12 protein-coding genes are annotated in these 17,473 nt (G+C 73.3%); 10 read left to right on the forward strand and 2 right to left on the reverse strand.

The window, feature by feature from the left end; translation table 11 throughout:
* Nucleotides 1-11 precede the first annotated feature (11 nt).
* From DRB96_RS16090 to DRB96_RS16105, 4 genes are all read left to right on the forward strand, one after another.
* Entirely contained in the window at nt 12-1,628 is a 1,617-nt protein-coding gene (locus tag DRB96_RS16090) for a class I adenylate-forming enzyme family protein (protein ID WP_112449089.1), read from the forward strand.
* Between the two features lie 33 nt (nt 1,629-1,661).
* Nucleotides 1,662-2,483, forward strand: coding sequence for a hypothetical protein (locus tag DRB96_RS16095; RefSeq protein ID WP_112449090.1), 822 nt, complete (start codon nt 1,662-1,664; stop codon nt 2,481-2,483).
* Nucleotides 2,476-3,810 carry an FAD-dependent oxidoreductase gene (locus DRB96_RS16100; RefSeq protein ID WP_112449091.1) on the forward strand — a complete coding sequence of 445 codons (1,335 nt, stop codon included), beginning with the start codon at nt 2,476-2,478 and terminating at the stop codon, nt 3,808-3,810. Before DRB96_RS16095 ends, DRB96_RS16100 begins: the two co-directional genes overlap by 8 nt.
* Before the next feature lie 189 nt (nt 3,811-3,999).
* Entirely contained in the window at nt 4,000-4,593 is a 594-nt protein-coding gene (locus DRB96_RS16105) for a TetR-like C-terminal domain-containing protein (RefSeq protein WP_112449092.1), read from the forward strand.
* A gap of 145 nt (nt 4,594-4,738) precedes the next feature.
* On the opposite strand, the gene pcaB is transcribed toward DRB96_RS16105, so the two are convergent.
* On the reverse strand, nt 4,739-6,154 hold the full coding sequence (gene pcaB, locus DRB96_RS16110) for a 3-carboxy-cis,cis-muconate cycloisomerase (protein WP_112449093.1): 1,416 nt from the start codon (nt 6,152-6,154) through the stop codon (nt 4,739-4,741).
* A complete protein-coding gene (locus tag DRB96_RS16115; RefSeq protein WP_112449094.1) occupies nt 6,151-8,118 on the reverse strand; it encodes an FAD/NAD(P)-binding protein in 1,968 nt (655 codons plus the stop codon). The genes pcaB and DRB96_RS16115 overlap by 4 nt, the downstream gene beginning before the upstream one ends.
* A gap of 359 nt (nt 8,119-8,477) precedes the next feature.
* On the opposite strand from DRB96_RS16115, the gene DRB96_RS16120 reads away from it, so the two are divergent.
* The 6 genes from DRB96_RS16120 to DRB96_RS16150 all read left to right on the forward strand — a co-directional run bounded on the left by DRB96_RS16120 (nt 8,478) and on the right by DRB96_RS16150 (nt 17,379).
* Nucleotides 8,478-8,705: a DUF6059 family protein gene (locus tag DRB96_RS16120; RefSeq protein ID WP_112449095.1), complete on the forward strand. Its 228-nt coding sequence runs from the start codon at nt 8,478-8,480 to the stop codon at nt 8,703-8,705.
* A gap of 127 nt (nt 8,706-8,832) precedes the next feature.
* A complete protein-coding gene (metK, locus tag DRB96_RS16125) occupies nt 8,833-10,053 on the forward strand; it encodes a methionine adenosyltransferase (protein ID WP_112449096.1) in 1,221 nt (406 codons plus the stop codon).
* Between the two features lie 32 nt (nt 10,054-10,085).
* Nucleotides 10,086-11,051, forward strand: a complete 966-nt coding sequence (locus DRB96_RS16130) for a carbohydrate kinase family protein (protein WP_112449097.1) — start codon at nt 10,086-10,088, stop codon at nt 11,049-11,051.
* Nucleotides 11,048-14,530, forward strand: coding sequence for a homocysteine S-methyltransferase family protein (locus tag DRB96_RS44635; RefSeq protein WP_239517732.1), 3,483 nt, complete (start codon nt 11,048-11,050; stop codon nt 14,528-14,530). Before DRB96_RS16130 ends, DRB96_RS44635 begins: the two co-directional genes overlap by 4 nt.
* A gap of 123 nt (nt 14,531-14,653) precedes the next feature.
* The gene (locus tag DRB96_RS16145; RefSeq protein WP_112449098.1) at nt 14,654-15,400 is read left to right on the forward strand and encodes an NUDIX domain-containing protein; all 747 of its coding nucleotides are present in this window, start codon (nt 14,654-14,656) and stop codon (nt 15,398-15,400) included.
* A gap of 146 nt (nt 15,401-15,546) precedes the next feature.
* A complete protein-coding gene (locus DRB96_RS16150; protein ID WP_112449099.1) occupies nt 15,547-17,379 on the forward strand; it encodes an ATP-binding cassette domain-containing protein in 1,833 nt (610 codons plus the stop codon).
* The last annotated feature ends 94 nt before the right edge of the window (nt 17,380-17,473 follow it).

Consider the following 17,473-nt stretch of genomic DNA (forward strand, 5'->3'; position numbering starts at 1 on the left):
GGAGAAACAACATGAGTACATCCCGGACCTCCAACATCGGTCTGCTGTTCGACCTGCACGCGGAGGCGCGGCACCAGACGGTCATGCTGCTCGACCGCCCCTTCGACATCGCCCCCGAGGGCGGCATCCGGCACGACGCCGCCTCCCTCGCCGAGACCGTGCGCCGCGCGGCCGCCTGGCTGTACGCGGCCGGTGCCCGCCGGGGCGACCGGATCGCGATCGTCAAGCGCAACCACTACGACACCCTCATGCTCGCCGCCGGCGCCGCCCGGATCGGCGTGCTGCCCGCCCAGCTCGCGCCGCTGAAGAACGTCGCCTCCATCCGCTCGATGATCGACAACCTCAAGCCGCAGCTGATCGTGGCCGGCGCCGAGGAGCTGGACCGCGCCTACCGGGCCGGGATCAACCTGGCCGACCCCGGCGTACGGGTCGTGGTGATCGGCAGACCCGAGGAGCCGCTGCCCCCGAACTCCGTCTCGCTGGACGACCTGCGGGGAGCCGCCGAGGCCCCCGTCGACCTCGTCCCCGACGAGGAGCCGATGATCATCACCCACAGCTCCGGCACCACCGGCGTCCCCAAGCTGGTGGTCAACTCGGGCCGCACCATCCTGGGCCTCGCCAGCCGCCTGGAGCGCATCCGCTTCCCCGTCGTCGCGAGCAGGCGCACCGACATCGTCGGCTCTTCCGTGACCTTCGCGCACGCCCGCAACGTCTCCTGGACCGCCGGCCAGTTCGCGCTCGCGCCCAAGGCCCTCGTGGTGATCTCCGACCCGTCCGTCGAGAACGCCGCCCGCGCCCTGGAGGACTACAAGCCGACCACGCTCGAGGCGTGCCCCAACATCTTCCAGCGCTGGGAGGAGCTCGCCGACGACCGGCCCGAGCTGTTCCGCCAGGTCCGGCTCTTCGCCGGCACCTTCGACGCCGTCCACCCGCGCACCGTCCGCAAGTTCCTCGCCGCCTCGGGCCACAAGCGCGTCATCTGGGGCCAGGGCTGGGGCCAGAGCGAGGTCGGACCGGTCTGCATCGCGTGGTTCACCCGGCGCAAGGTCGAGAAGACCGACTCTCCCACCGCCATCACCAACGACCTCGGCCGGCCCGTGCCGATCCTGGCCAAGGTCAAGGTCGTCGATCCGGACACCGGCCGCACCCAGCCGCGGGGCAAGCCCGGCATCCTCATGGTCGCCTCGGGCGGCCGCTGCCTCACCTACCTCGGTGAGGAGGACCGCCACGAGATGAAGCTCGACGGCAAGTGGTGGAACACCGGGGACGTCGGCGTCAGGGGCCGCTTCGGCAAGCTGCGCCTCGTCGACCGCGAGGTCGACACCATCCCCGGCGGCAGCAGCATCGAGGTGGAGAGCGTCCTGCTCGACCGTCTCGACAAGGCCATCGACGTGACCGTGCTCGGCGTGCACGGCCAACTCCCCGTCCCCGTGCTGTCCATGAGGGACGGACACCTCGACGAGGGTGAGTGGCTCCGCGCCACCCAGGGGCTGCCCCCGCTGGCCGAGCCCGTCCTCGTCCGCTGGGAGGACGTTCCGCGCACCGCCACCTGGAAGGTGCGCCGACTCGAACTGCTGGAGCAGGTACTCGGCGAGAAGCGATCCGTCGGCACCGGCCGCTGGACCTGACACCCGCCGGACAAGAAAGGAAAGACCGAGCACATGGACGGAATCGTCCTCATCGAATTCATGACCAACCCGCCGGCGATGCACACGCCGAGAGAGGTCCCCGACTGGTTCTACTGGCCGCTGGAGATGTTCCAGGGCCTGGCGTGGATCTACGCGTACGTGGCGCTGATCCGGCGGGCGTCCGTGGACAAGCACGTCGGCATGCCGCTCGGCGCGCTGGCCCTCAACTTCGGCTGGGAGCTCACCTACGGGTTCGTCCTGCCGACACCCGAGGTCCAGAAGTGGATGCTCGTCGCCTGGTTCGGCCTCGACGTCATCATCCTCGCCCAGGCGCTGAAGTACGGCCGCAAGGAGTTCCCCAGGATCCGGCCGAAGCTGTACACGGCGGTGGTCCTGGGCCTGGTCGGATACGCGACGCTCTTCCACGTCCTGCTGGGACGCGAGTTCGCCGACTTCTACGGCATCTACGGAGCCATGGGGATCAACGTCTTCATGAGCGCGGCCTACATCGGCCTGCTCCGCAAGCGCCGTTCCACCAAGGGTCAGTCGATGGGCGTGGCGCTCTCCAAGCTGCTGGGCACCTTCACCGTCACCATCATGTTCGCCGGGCAGTTCCCCGACCGCTGGCTGCTGCCCTTCTTCGGCTTCACCATCCTGGTCCTGGACCTGACGTACATGACGCTCCTGCGCCGCCAGTTCTTGGCCGAGGGCCGCCGGCCCTGGTCCGGGAAGCTCGCCGCCGGCCCCGTTGCCGGCCCCGTTGCCGGTACTGGTCCCGCACCGGCCGCCGAGCCCGTCCGTGAGAACCCTCCGGTCCCGGCGGGGGCCCACTCGCTGAGGAGCAGCAATGTCTGATCTCGACGTCGCCGTCGTCGGAGCGGGAATCGCCGGTCTGACCACCGCCCACCGCCTCGCCCAGGCCGGCTACCGGGTGGAGGTCTTCGAGTCCGAGTCCGAAGCCGGCGGACGCATGCGCTGCGGCCGCATCGACGGCTACACGATCGACCGCGGCGCCGAGACGCTCGCCCCCTTCGGCTACCCCTCCACCTGGGAGCTCATCCGCGAGCTCGGCCTGCAGGAGTCCGGCGACGTCCACCGCATCAGGCCCCCCGTGGCCCTGTGGCGCGACGGCCGGGCCTTCCCGTGGCTGGGGCACCCGCTGTCCGCGCTCTCCAGGGCCGGACTCTCCCCGGCCGCGTGGGGGCAGATGCTGCGCCTGATGGCGAAGGCCGGCCGCAAGGGCGCCCTGGACCCGGAGCACCCCGAGGACTCGATCTTCGGCACCAGCACCGTCACCGAGCTGGGCCGCGAGTACCACCCCGAGCTCGTGGACCGGATGCTCGAGCCGATCTCCGCCTCCGCCTTCGGCTGGACCCCCGAGCGCTCCACGGCCGCCCCACTGATGGCGATCATGCTCGGCACCAAGGGCATCCTGCGCTGGCGGACGTACAAGCACGGCCAGGACACCATGGCCCGCAAGCTCGCCGAGCGGCTCACCGTGCACGTGGGCAAGCGCGTGAGCACCGTCAAGGAGGACGGCACCGGGGCGCGGCTGATGTTCGAGGACGGCACCGACGTCACCGCCAGGGCCGTCGTGGTCACCCTGCCCTCCCCGCAGATCACGTCCATCTACCCGGACGTCCCCGACGAGGAGCGGGCGTTCCTCGAGGCCTCCACCTTCTCGCCGGTGATGCGCGTCGCCTGCATGCTCGACCGGCCGCTCGAACCGCGCCGCACGACCTTCGGGCCCAAGCTGTACGCGGCGCTGATCGCCCGGGGCGAGAGCCCGCTGCTGGCGGGCTGCACCGTCGAGCACAACAAGTGCCCCGAGCGGGCGCCGGCCGGCAAGGGCCTGGTGTCCCTGCTCATCTCGCCCCGCCGGGTCCCCGGCCTCTTCGAGGCGAGCGACGAGGACGTCTCGCGCCTGGTCCTCGAAGAGGGGGAGCGGCTTCTCATCGACGGGCTCCAGGAGGCGTGCGTCGGCACGGACGTCATCCGCTGGAAGCACGCGCTGCCGGACGCGCCGCCCGAGGCGCTCGCGCTGCGCAAGCGATTCATCCAGCGCGCCCCCGGACCGATCGAGTACGCGGGCGACTGGCTGTACCTGCGGCCGAGCAGCGAGGCGGCCATCGCCTCGGCGAAGCTCGCGGTACCGCGCGTACGGGCGCTGCTGGAGCGCTGACCGACCTGACGGTCAACGGCTCCGGCATGCGCGGGGCGGCCGGATCCCGATCCTCGGGGTCCGGCCGCCCGCGTGTGCGGGCGTACGACGTGACCTGCGCGAACCCTCCGGTGGAGACTCCCTGTCTGACAGGTTCTTGCCACAGGCGCGGACGCTCCCGCGCGAAGGCCCCGACCTAGGCTCGCCGGTATGCCGAATCTGGAGCAGTCCACCGCAGCAGTGATAGGTCCCGAGGCTCAGGAAGCGGTCTTCGCCGCCGTCCTGGAGCTGTGCGCGGAGCGCACGTACCGGGAGTTCGACCTCGGCGACATCGCCGCCCGCGCGGACGTCGACGAGCGGCTCATCAGCGCCCGCTGGCCCGCGAAGAGCTTCGTCGTGGTGGAGACCCTGCTGCGCACCGTCGCACCCCACATGGTCTTCCCCCGCACCGGTGACATCGCCGCCGACCTCGAGGCGCAGCTCACCGCCGTGGTCGAGCTGTTCGCCGCCCCGGGCATCGGCCCGCACCTGGCGGCCCTGGCCGCCGAGGCGAACACCGACGAGCGGCTCGCCGGCTTCTTCCTCAAGCACGTCTTCGGGCCCAACCGCACGGTCGCCCGCGCCCGCTTCGAGCTCGCGCAGGAGCAGGGCCAGGTCCGCGCCGACATCGACCTCGACACCGCGGTCGACCTGGTCTTCGGCCCCATCTGGTTCCGCCTGCTGCTGGGCACCGGCCCGCTGGACAAGGCGCTCGCCGGCCACCTCGCCGAGCACGCCCTGGCCGGGCTCGCGGCCCGCCCGTAGGCCGCGGCGTCACGACCCGCCGGGCCGGACCACCTGTGCGAGGCGGTCCGGCCCGGCTGAACACACGCCCCTCCCCAGAGGGGGTCGTACGGCGAAGGGGGCCGCCCGGTTGCGGGCAGCCCCCTCCGTCATGCGCCGGGCCGGGTCACCGGGCGGGTACGAGCTCCCGGTGCCGGGCCAGGACCCGGTCCACCAGGGTCCCGGCCGCGCCGGTGTAGCGGGCCGGGTCGGCGAAGGAGTCCAGCTCCGCGCGGGTGAAGCGGGCGGCGATCCCCGCCTCCCCGGCCAGCAGCTCGCCCAGCGGACGGCCGCTCGCGGCGGACTCCAGCGAGGCCCGGGTGACGACGGCCTTCGCCGCCGCCTTCCCCAGGGCCGGGGCCAGCACCGCGGCCAGCCGCTCGGCCACGATCAGCGCGCCCGTCAGCCGCAGGTTGTGCGCCATCCGGTCGGCGTGCACCCGCAGTCCCGCGGTCAGTTCGGCCGCCGTGTGCGCCGCCCCGCCCACCAGCCGCAGGCACTCCCGCAGCGGCTGCCACTCCGCGTGCCAGGCGCCCGCCGGCCGCTCGTCCTCCGCGATCAGGGCCTGCGCCACGCCCACGGCCAGCAGCGGCACCTGCGCCGCGGCCGACCGGATCAAGGTGGCCAGGACCGGATTGACCTTCTGCGGCATCGCCGAGGAGACCCCGCGGCCCGGCGCGGCCGGCTCGCTGACCTCCGCGACCTCCGTGCGCGACAGCGACTGCACGTCCACGGCGATCTTGCCGAGCACCCCGGAGGCCAGGGTCAGCGCGGCGGCCAGATCGGCCAGCGGCGTACGGGCCGTGTGCCACGGCGCGACGGGCACCGCGAGGCCCAGCTCGTCCGCGTACGCGCCGAACAGCTCGGCCACGTAGCGGTCCGGATCGGCCGCCGAGCTGTCCGGGGCGTCGATCCGCGCGTACTCCAGATAGCCCGCCAACGTGCCCGCCGCGCCGCCCAGTTCCACCGGCAGCCCGCCGCGCTCCAGGGCCCGCAGCCGCTCCAGCGCGTCGAGCACCCCCTGCAGCCAGCCGGCCGCCTTCAGCCCGAAGGTGGTCGGCACGGCGTGCTGGGTCAGGGTCCGGCCGGCCGCCGGGGTGTCCCGGTGCGCGGCGGCCAGTACGGCCAGCGAGTCCGCGGTGCGCTCCAGATCGGCGGTGATCACCGCCAGCGCGCGCGCCGCCACCAGCATCGTGGCCGTGTCCAGCACGTCCTGGCTGGTGGAGCCGCGGTGCACGTAGTCGGCGGCGGCCGGGTCGGCGTCGGCCACCGCCGCGGTCAGTGCCTGGACGACGCCCACCACCGGATTGGCCGCGCCCCTGGCGGCCTCGGCCAGGGCCCGCAGGTCGAACTCCCCGGCCCGGCCCGCCTTCGTGATGGTCTCGGCGGCCGCCCGGGGGACCAGTCCCATCCGGGCCTGCGCCCGGGCCAGGGCGGTCTCCGCGTCCAGCATCGCCTGCAGCCAGGCGAGGTCGCCGGTCACCGGCTCGATCGGGGTGCCCGCCCGGACGGGGGAGAGCAGCCCGGAGTCGAGGTCGGTCATCCCGCCACCTCGCTGCGCGCCGCGGGCACCGCTCTGGCCGGCACGCCGGCCAGGGCGATCACGGCGCGGGCGAGGGCGTCCGAGTCCCCGAGGGTCACGGAGTTGACGCCGGGCCGGATGCCGGCCGCCGTCACCCAGTGCACCGACTCGGTGGGCACGCCGAAGGCGAACCGGCGCGGGTGCGGCTCGCCCGCCGCGTCGATCAGGTGGTACGGGCGCTGCGTGACCGCGAGCCCGCCCGTCGGGTACGTCTCGCGGCCCGGGCCGTCGACCACGTGGGCGGAGCACTGCCCGGTGGCCTTGAGGTGCCGCAGCAGCGGGTCGGCGGTGCGGCGCAGGTCGATGTCGGGCAGCCGGGCCTCGATCAGCACGCGCGCGTGCACCCGCGAGCCCGGGACCCGCTCCGAGGAGGCGGTGAACCGGCGCCCCGCGGCGTCGAGTTCCACCCGCATGTCGGGACCGGTCACCTCGAGCACCCCGGCCTCGATCAGCGCGATCATCTCCTGGATGCGCCGGGTCGGCGGGCCGATGGAGAGGAAGGCGTTGAGCGGGGTGTACCAGCGGTCGAGGTCGTCGCGGTGCGAGGCCGCGGTCAGCCCGTTGTGGTCGACGAGCAGGCGTATCTCGTTGCGCAGGTCGCGCAGGGCGTCCAGCGCGGCCTTCAGCGGTCCGGCGACATTGCCCTCCAGCGCGTCCGCGACATCGCGCCGCAGCAGGTCGAGCAGCCACGTCCGGTACGCGTCGGGCCCCGCGAACTCCACGCCGAGGTGCGGCTGCGAGAGCCGCTCCCAGTCCCAGTGGTCCTCGGGCGCGACACCGAACTCCGCGAGCAGCCGCCGCTCGGCCGCACCGCCGCGCTCGGTGCGCAGCAGCAGGTCGCGGAAGGCGTCGACGTACGCCGGGGAGTGCTCGCGGGCCAGCAGCGCGGTGTAGTAGACCGCCTCCGCCTCGCGGGCGACCAGCGGCCAGATCTCCGTACGGAAGTCGAGCCCCGCGTTCAGCTCGGCACGCCGGCGGAGCTCCCGGACCTTGGCCTCGGTGAGCAGCAGCGGCACGTGCCGGCCGAAGGCGCCCTTCTGGTTCTCGCCGCGCGCGTGGTACGGGATCCCGCGCCGGGAGCTCGCGTACAGCCGGGGCTCCAGCCCCGAGGGGCGGTAGACGAGCCGGTCGCCGTCCTCCTCGAAGACGCCGCCCCGGCCGTGCGTGAACAGGGCCATGTAGTCGAAGAAGTTGAGGCCGAGGCCGCGCAGCAGCACCGCCTCGCCCGCGCCGATGGCCGACAGGTCGGTGTCGGCGGGATTGACCGGCAGGTGGTGGGCGAGGCCCAGCGCGGACGCCTCCTCGTGCAGCCGCAGCAGCCACTCGGGCTCCTCGGCCGGGACGTGGCCGAGCGAGAGGATGACGGCGTCCAGGTGCTCCAGCACCGTGCCGTCCTCCAGCCGTACGGTCTGCGGGCCGTCCTTGCGCCCGCCGCCGTCGCCGTCGTCGAGGGCGACGGCGCGGCTGTGGTGCACGACGATCTCGACCTGCGCCGGGGCCAGCGCCACGACGTGCTGGAAGACCCACTCCAGGTAGCGGCCGTAGAAGCCGCGGGTCGGGTAGGTGTTGGGGCCGAGCCGGCGGGCCTCGGCGAGGAAGTCCGCGTCCAGGCCGCCCTCGCCGGGCTCCAGTGGGGTCATCAGCCGGGCCCATTCGTACAGGCTCGGCCCCGAGGCCAGCGGCCCCGCCATCTCCACCGTGTCGTCGGTGAAGAGGGTGACCTGGGAGGCGACGGTGTTCATCAGCAGATGACGGGACTGGCTCCCGCGCCAGACTCTGCCCGGACCTGGCTGTTCCGGGTCGACCACGTGCACGGTCACGTCGACTTCGGGGAACTGGGAGGCGTTCGCGCAGACACGCTCCAGCGCGGACAGTCCGCGGGGCCCGTTGCCGACGACGCACATGACGAGTTGCTGATTGCCCATCTGCTGCTCCTGATTGGCGTGAGATGAAAGAGGCGGGAATGCGCATCCCGTCGTGGAGCGCACGCATGAAAGGGATCAGAGCCGCCGGTGTGAAAGCCGGTCAACGAAAGGCCCGCCGTGGCCGGAAAATGCGTCCCGGAGCCGGGAAATCATGCCGAGAACCTGCCGGGTGCGGCCGGTGACCGACGGGTTCTGCCCCGCTCCCGCCATGCCCGCGGATTCCGATTGCCATGGGCTTGCCATGCGGCCGCGCCGGTCCGTGCGCGGACCCGCCTCGACTCCTCCTTAAGCGGAAGCCAAGCCGCTGCCGCCATGCTCGAAGCGGTGAACTGTCTTTGTTCCAGGCCCAGGAGGGCAGCATGCGCAATCGAAAGTGGTGGGCCTTCATCGCCGGGCTGGGTGCCGTCGGCGGAGTGTGGGTGCCCCTCGCGCCCATGGACCGCGATGCGGCCTGGTCCGGTGAATGGGGTGCGGGCCGGCCCCCGATCCGGCCCGGCGGCGGCCCGCCGCCGGGCCATCCGGAGAAATGGGACAGCCTTCAGGAATTGTCCGAGGAGGAAAAGGAGATCTGGCGGCACCTGATCTGACGGTTCACGCAAGCGGTGCTTAAGCGGACACCCACAAAGTCGCGGTCGGTGGGTCCGCCGTCCCGGTCCTGCCCGAGTGCTGTTGTCCGCTCTCGTCAGTCCGCCGCCGACTCGCACTGGGAGTGCCGTGTCCCGTCGCCTTTTCACCTCGGAGTCCGTGACCGAGGGCCACCCCGACAAGATCGCCGACCAGATCAGCGACACCATCCTCGACGCGCTCCTCACCGAGGACCCGACCTCGCGCGTGGCCGTCGAAACCCTCATCACCACCGGCCAGGTCCACATAGCCGGCGAGGTGACGACGACGGCGTACGCGCCGATCGCGCAGCTCGTCCGCGACAAGATCCTCGAGATCGGCTACGACTCCTCCGCCAAGGGCTTCGACGGCGCCTCGTGCGGCGTGTCGGTGTCCATCGGCGCGCAGTCCCCCGACATCGCGCAGGGCGTCGACACCGCCTACGAGCAGCGCGTCGAGGGCGCCGCGGGGGAGGAGGGGGACGAGCTCGACCAGCAGGGCGCCGGCGACCAGGGCCTGATGTTCGGCTACGCCACCGACGAGACCCCCGAGCTGATGCCGCTGCCCATCCACCTGGCCCACCGCCTCTCCAAGCGGCTGACCGACGTGCGCAAGGACGGGGTCCTGCCCTACCTGCGTCCCGACGGCAAGACCCAGGTCACCATCGAGTACGACGGCGACAAGCCCGTCCGCCTCGACACCGTCGTCGTGTCCTCGCAGCACGCCCCGGACATCGACCTGGACGCGCTGCTCACCCCCGACATCCGCGAGCAGGTCGTCGAGCACGTCCTCGCCGGGCTCGCCGCCGACGGCATCAAGCTGGAGACCGCGGGCTACCGGCTGCTGGTCAACCCGACCGGGCGCTTCGAGATCGGCGGCCCGATGGGCGACGCCGGTCTGACCGGCCGCAAGATCATCATCGACACGTACGGCGGCATGGCCCGCCACGGCGGCGGCGCCTTCTCGGGCAAGGACCCGTCCAAGGTCGACCGCTCCGCCGCGTACGCGATGCGCTGGGTCGCGAAGAACGTGGTCGCCGCCGGGCTCGCCTCGCGCTGCGAGGTCCAGGTCGCGTACGCGATCGGCAAGGCCGAGCCCGTCGGCCTGTTCGTCGAGACCTTCGGCACCGCCACCGTCGACGCCGCGAAGATCGAGGACGCCATCGCCGAGGTCTTCGACCTCCGCCCGGCCGCGATCATCCGCGACCTCGACCTGCTCCGCCCGATCTACGCCCAGACCGCCGCGTACGGCCACTTCGGCCGCGAGCTGCCGGACTTCACCTGGGAACGCACCGACCGCGCGGAGGCCCTCAAGGCCGCCGCCGGCCGCTGACGGACCCGAAGACGAGACAGAGGCAGCTCCCCGTGAAGATCGCTCTCACCGGTTCGATCGCCGTAGACCACCTGATGTCCTTCCCCGGCCGGTTCGCGGACCAGATCATCCTCGACCGGATGGACAAGGTCTCGCTCTCCTTCCTCGCCGACCACCTGGAGGTCCGGCGAGGGGGAGTGGCGGCCAACATCGCCTTCGGGCTCGGCTCGCTCGGCCTGCACCCCGTGCTGGTCGGCGCGGTCGGACCGGACTACGGCCCGGAGGCGGAGCGCCTCGTCTCCTTCGGCGTGGACACGGAATCCGTGCTGGTCAGCCAGGAGCTGCACACCGCACGCTTCGTCTGCACCACCGACGACGACCACAACCAGATCGCCACCTTCTACGCGGGCGCCATGAGCGAGGCCCGCCGCATCGAGCTGGCCCCCGTCGCCCGCCGGGTCGGCGGACTCGACCTCGTGGTCGTCTCCCCGAACGACCCGGCGGCGATGCTCCGCCACACGGACGAGAGCCGGGCGCTCGGCATCCCGTTCGCCGCGGATCCCTCGCAGCAGCTCGCCCGGCTGGAGCCGGCCGAGGTCCGCGCCCTCGTGGACGGGGCCCGCTACCTGTTCACCAACGAGTACGAGAGCGCCCTGCTCCAGGAGAAGACCGGCTGGACCACCCCCCAGGTGCTCTCCCGCGTCGGCAGCTGGATCACCACCCACGGCGCCGACGGAGCGCGCATCGCCCGCGAGGACGAGTCCCCGATCTCCGTCCCGGCGGTCCCCACCGCCGGGCCCGTCGAACCGACCGGCGCGGGCGACGCCTTCCGCGCGGGCTTCCTCGCGGGCACGGTCTGGGGCTGGAGCCCCGAAGGCGCCGCACGCCTGGGCTGCGCCCTGGCCACCGTCGTCCTCGCGACGGTCGGCACCCAGGAGTACGAGACCTCCCGCAGCGCCCTGCTGGAGCAGGTCGGCGGCACGTACGGGCAGGCCCAGTCCCCGGCGGGTGTGTCGTGACCCGCGACCAGACCTCCCGGGTCGCCGCCCTGCGCGAGGCGCTGGCCTCGCGGGTGGTGGTGGCCGACGGGGCGATGGGGACGATGCTGCAGGCGCAGGATCCGACGATGGAGGATTTCGAGCAGCTCGAGGGCTGTAACGAGATCTTGAACGTGACGCGTCCGGACATCGTGGCGAATGTGCACCGGGAGTACTTCGCGGTGGGTGTCGACTGTGTGGAGACGAACACGTTCGGCACGAACCATGCGGCGCTGGCCGAGTACGACATCGCGGACCGGAATCTGGAGCTGTCGGTGGCGGGCGCGCGGATCGCGCGTGAGGTCGCGGACGAGTTCACGGCTTCGACGGGGCAGCAGCGCTGGGTCCTGGGCTCGATGGGTCCGGGCACGAAGCTCCCCACGCTGGGTCACATCGACTACGCGACGATCCGTGATGCGTATCAGGTGAATGCGGAGGGCCTGATCACGGGCGGCGCGGACGCACTGCTCGTGGAGACGACCCAGGACCTGCTGCAGACGAAGTCCTCGATCGTCGGCGCTCGCCGCGCGATGGAGGCGCTGGGTGTCTCCGTTCCGCTGATCTGCTCGGTGACGGTGGAGACGACCGGCACGATGCTGCTGGGCTCGGAGATCGGTGCGGCGCTCACGGCGCTGGAGCCGCTCGGCATCGACATGATCGGTCTGAACTGCGCGACGGGTCCGGCGGAGATGAGCGAGCACCTTCGCTACCTCGCCCGGAACTCACGCATCCCGCTCTCCTGCATGCCCAACGCCGGCCTGCCCGTCCTGGGCAAGAACGGGGCGCACTACCCGCTGTCGGCAGCCGAGCTGGCCGATGCGCAGGAGACCTTCGTCCGCGAGTACGGGCTGTCCCTGGTGGGTGGCTGCTGCGGAACGACGCCGGAGCACCTGCGCCAGGTCGTGGAACGCGTCCGTGAGCTGAGCCCTGCGGTGCGGGATCCGCGTCCGGAGCCGGGTGCTTCCTCGCTGTATCAGACGGTGCCGTTCCGGCAGGACATCTCGTACATGGCGATCGGCGAACGCACGAACGCCAACGGGTCGAAGAAGTTCCGCGAGGCCATGCTGGACGCCCGCTGGGACGACTGCGTGGAAATGGTCCGCGATCAGATCCGCGAGGGCGCGCACATGCTCGACCTGTGCGTGGACTACGTCGGGCGCGACGGCGTCGCCGACATGCAGGAGCTGGCCGGCCGTTTCGCTACGGCTTCGACGTTGCCGATCGTGCTGGACTCGACTGAGGTTCCGGTGCTGCGGGCGGGTCTGGAGAAGATCGGCGGCCGTGCGGTCATCAACTCGGTGAACTACGAGGACGGGGATGGTCCCGACTCCCGCTTCGCGAAGGTGACCCGTCTTGCTCAGGAGCATGGTGCCGCGCTGATCGCGCTGACCATCGACGAGGAGGGCCAGGCCCGCACCGTCGAGCACAAGGTCGCCATCGCCGAGCGCCTCATCGAGGACCTGACGGGCAACTGGGGAATCCACGAGTCGGACATCCCCTCCCTCGCGCCCGCCCGCAGACCCGAACTGCCGCCCGTGCACGGCGCGGTCATCTGCGTCGCGGCGCCGTGCCTGGTCGTCTCGCCCGAGCACGGCCAGCTCACCGGGCGCGGCATCGACGGCGTCTACCGCAACGGGCGCCGGCTGCTGTCCCGCTGCGTGCTGCGCGTCGCCGGCCGGGACCCGGTCGCCGTGCAGGGGCGCAGCCTCGGCGCGGACCGGGCCGCCTTCACCGCGACAGTCCGCACCGGAGCCGAGGCCGGGCCCGATCCGGACGTCGGCGTGGAGCGGGTCCGCCACGCGGACGGCACCGAGCGGATCACCCTGCGCAGCTTCACCGTCCGGCTGCTGCGGATCTCCGTGGAGGTTCTGCTAGGCACCGACCTGGCGGAGCTGGCCGACGTGGCCGCCGGCCGGGCCGGTCCGGAGCTGCCCGCCGGGGTGCACGCAGCCGGGCTGCGCTGGACCAGCGGCGAGGCCCAGGCCGTCACCGCGGCCGAGCCGCCCCCGGACGACGCGCTGGCCTCGGCCGGACTGCTGCGCTGGCAGCTCGAACTGCGCCCCGGGGAGTCCCGCACCATCGAACTGCGGACCACCGGGGACCGAGGCGCACGGGCTCCCGCCGGGCACGTGGCCAATCCACTGGCCGAAGACGCCCGCGCCGAGGGAGACGACCCGAGGGTCGGGGCGTGGCTGCGCACCGGCGTCCAGGACCTGGGCGCGCTCCTGCTCCGGGACCCCGAAGTACCGGCCGACGCCTACGCGGCTGCCGGGGTGCCGTGGCGGCTCGGACTGGCCCCGGCGGAGTCCCTCTGGGCCGCCCGCATGGCCCTCCCGCTCGGCACCGGGCTGGCCGCCGCGACCCTGCGGGTGCTCGGCCGCACCCAGACCGGCGGCCGCGGGGCCGACGCCGGGAAGATCCCGGGACCGTTGCGCGGGGCCGGGCCGCAGCTGCCCCCGGGCTGCACCGGGACCGAGGCGACGCTCGCCTTTCCGGTGGTGCTCGCCGAAGCCCGGCGCTGGGGGATGCCCGAGGAGGAGGTGGCCCGGCTGCTTCCGGCCGCCGAGCGGTGCCTGGAGTGGCTGCGGGGCGCCCTCGGGGAGGACGGCTTCCTCGCCGACCCCGACCCGGGGCCGCGCCGCTGCGAGACCCAGGCCCACGCCCATCGGGCCGCGCTGCTCGGAGCCGACCTGCTCGCCGGGTGCGGGCGGCCCGGAGCCGAGGAGTGGCGGGAGAGGGCGGCCGCCCTGCGGGAACGCTTCGCAGCCCGGTTCTGGGTCGACGGCCCCGACGGCGGCAGGCCCGCGGCGGCCCTGCATCCCGACGGGCGGCCGCTGCCCCGGCTGACGGGGGCCGCCGCGCACCTCCTCGACACCGGGCTGCTCGGGGGCGGCCGGCTCGCGCCGGGACTGCTCGACCGGGTCCGCACCGAACAGCTGGCGCGGCTGCTCGGAGCCCCCGGCATGGACTCCGGGTGGGGGCTGCGGAGCATGGCGGTCCGCGAGCCGGGGCACAACCCGTTCGGGTACCGCTCGGGCGCGGTGCGTCCGTACGAGAGCGCGGTCGCGGTGGCCGGACTGGCCCAGGCCGGCTTCGAGAAGGAGGCCACCGGGCTGCTCCGGGGCCTGCTGGACGCCGCGGAGGGCTTCGGGTACCGCCTCCCGGAGATGTACGCGGCCGAGCAGCGCACCGCGGGCAGTGCTCCGGTTCCGCATCCGGCCGCCTGCCGTCCGGCGGCGGTCGCGGCCGCCGCAGGGATCCACGTCCTGACCGCCCTGGCCGGAATCCGCCCGGACGCCCCGGCGGGCACGGTCGCCCTCAACCCGCTCCCCGGCGCCCCGCTCGGCGAGCTCCGCCTCTCCGGGCTGCGGGTCTCGGGCGAGCCCTTCGCCGTCCGGATCAGCCGGCTGGGACTCGGCATGGTGGAGGAGGCGGCCGATGCGCTCCAGCTGGGCGGTTAGACCGCCTCTTTCCGGTCCGGGGCCGTTCGTTCCGGTCCGGGGGACGGGCCGCGGCTTCCGGTTCAGTGGTCCGAGGATCACCAAAGCTCTGTTTATCGTCAGGCAGACGACTATGATCGCGGCATGTCGCCCTACGACCCGTCGGCCTTCCCGCCCTTCGCCGTCACCGTCGACCTGGTCGTGCTCACCGTGCGGCGCCACGCGCTCTGCGCGCTGGTGGTCCGGCGGGGTGAGCAGCCCTTCCAGGGTCGCTGGGCGCTGCCCGGCGGATTCGTGCGGGGCGATGAGGACCTGGCAGCGGCCGCGGCCCGCGAGCTGTCCGAGGAGACGGGCCTGTGCGCCCACGACCCGGCCGCTCCTGACGTGGGCAACGGGGCGCATCTCGAACAGCTGGCGACCTACGGCGATCCGAAGCGTGATCCGCGCATGCGCGTGGTCAGCGTGGCGCACCTGGTGCTGGCTCCGGACCTGCCCGCACCCCGGGCCGGCGGCGATGCCAACAGTGCGCGCTGGGCCCCCGTCGACGAGCTCCTCTCCGCCGCCGGGCAGGCCGGCGCCGGACTCGCCTTCGACCACGAGCGGATCCTCGCGGACGGGGTGGAGCGGGCCCGCTCGAAGATCGAGTACTCCTCCCTGGCCACCGCCTTCTGCCCGCCCGAGTTCACCGTCGGCGAGTTGCGGCGGGTCTACGAAGCGGTCTGGGGCGTCGCCCTGGATCCGCGCAACTTCCACCGCAAGGTCACCGGCACCCCCGGGTTCCTGGTTCCGGCCGGGGGGACGACGACCCGTCAGGGCGGTCGGCCCGCCCAGCTGTTCCGTGCGGGCGGGGCCACCCTGCTCAACCCGCCGATGCTGCGCCCCGAAGTCTGACGCGTCGGCTCCCGGGCGGGATTCCGGGGCGGGGGCGACACGGGCGAGCCCCGGCAGCAGGTGCGCCGAAAATCGGACATATTGCGTTATCTTGTTAGCGGTATTCATCCTGCCGCAGAGCGGTCTCACCCCCCGCGAGAGAAGCGATGCTCCAGGCCATCGGACTCACCAGCATCCCCCGTCGAAACCTCCCGCCCCTCGTGGACGACCTCACCTTCGAGGCCCGCCCCGGGAGCGTGACCGCACTGCTCGGCGACCCCGGCTCGGGCAAGACCGCCGCGCTGCGGCTCATGCTCGAACTCGAACCCGGCCGTGGAGTCACCTACTTCCGCGGGCGCCCCCTGCATCAAATCCCGCATCCGGGCCGCGAAGTGGGCGTACTCCTCGGCGACCTGCCCGGCAACCCGTCGCGCACCGTCCGCGGCCAGCTGCGGATGCTCTGCGCCGCCGCCGGGGTGCCGGCCACCCGGGCCGACACCATGCTGGAGGTCGTCGGCGTCGAGGGTCTGCGTCACGAGCGGCTCGGTTCGCTCTCGCTCGGCATGGAGCGCCGGGTCGCCCTGGCCGCCGCGCTGCTCGCCGACCCGTGCACGCTGCTCCTCGACGAGCCCGCCGCCGGGCTCTCGCCCCGCGAACGGAGCTGGCTGTACGGGCTGCTGCGCGGCCATGCCGCCCTCGGCGGCGCGGTGCTCTTCACCACCGACGACGCCAAGGAGGCCGCGCGCAACGCGGACCGGGTGGTCAGCATCGAGGCGGGCCGGCTCGTCGCCGATCAGGACGCCGCCGACTTCGCCCGGACCCGGTTGCGGCCGCGGGTGGCCGTTCGCACCCCGCACGCCGCCCGGCTGGCCGACGTACTGGGTCGCGAGGCGCGGGCGGCCCAGCGAGCGGTGGAGATCGTCGAAGAGAGCGGCAGCCGTCTGTCCGTGTACGGGAGCAACTGCGCCGAAGTCGGCGAGGCGGCCTTCCGGAACGGAGTGCTGGTGCACCAACTCGCCGACGAGACCGGCGACGCCGGCACGCCGCCGTCGCTGCCGCGCGCCCGCGCCGCATCCGGGGCCGGGATCGGGGCAGGGGTCGGGGCTGAGGGTGCCGGTGCCGACGGGGCGGCCGCCGGGCACGGGCGCGGGGACGAGGGCGGCCGCGACCGCCCACGCCGGGGCCGGGCCGCTCACTCCGGCAGACCCGTTTCCTCCGTGCGCCGGCTCGGTGGCCCGCTGCGGCCCCTGCGCTACGAACTGCACCGGGTCTTCGGCACGGCCACCCCCGTCCTCACCGCCGCCCTCGTCGTCGCCGTCTCGGTCGTCACGGCGCTGGTGCTGGCCCGGGCGGGTCACACCGGGCAGAACCGCCTGCTCGCCGCCTGGCCGGAGTTGCTCCCCCTGCCGCCCGCGGCCCTGGGGGCGGGACTGCTCGGCGCCCTGGCCTTCGGCGAGGAGTACCGCTACCCCGCGCTCGCCGCCGACCGAGGCACCGTCCCGCGCCGGCTCGGGCTGCTCACCGCGAAGCTCGGCGTCAGCGCCGCCCTCGCGCTGCTGTTCGGAGCCCTCGCCGTGACCGCCGACGCCGCCGCCCTGGCGCTGGTCTTCGGCGGCGGCCCGCTGCGCACCCCGGCGGAGTGGGTGGCCCCGGGCGCGAGTTGGGCGGGCCTGCTGATCGGCTGCGCCTGGTCCGGCGTCCTGGCCTCGGGCGTCTTCCGGTCCGCCGCGGCAGGCCTGGCCGCGGTGCTCGCCGTACCGGTGATGGTCGTACCCCTGGTGCGCAAGGCCCTGGACGGCCCGTCCGCGTACCCGGTGACCGGGCTCGCGGAAAGGCTGCGCGGCCTCGCCTGGGCGCAGTGGCCCCCGGAGGCCGACCGCCTGGTGCTCGGGGCGCTCCGGGTGATGGCCCAACCGGTCGGCACCGCACTGGTGTTGTCGCTGATGGTCCTGTTGTGCGCCTATGGGTTCACAGGACTGCGCGGCCGCGTTCGTTTGTGAGGGATCGTTGGTGATCGTTCCGGTGCCGGAGGACACCCCAACGGGACCGTTGCGGTCCACATCGGGAGCCCCGGATCGCAACTCCCCGTAAAAG

The sequence above is a fragment of the Streptomyces sp. ICC1 genome (assembly GCF_003287935.1).
Taxonomy (GTDB): domain Bacteria; phylum Actinomycetota; class Actinomycetes; order Streptomycetales; family Streptomycetaceae; genus Streptomyces; species Streptomyces tritrimontium.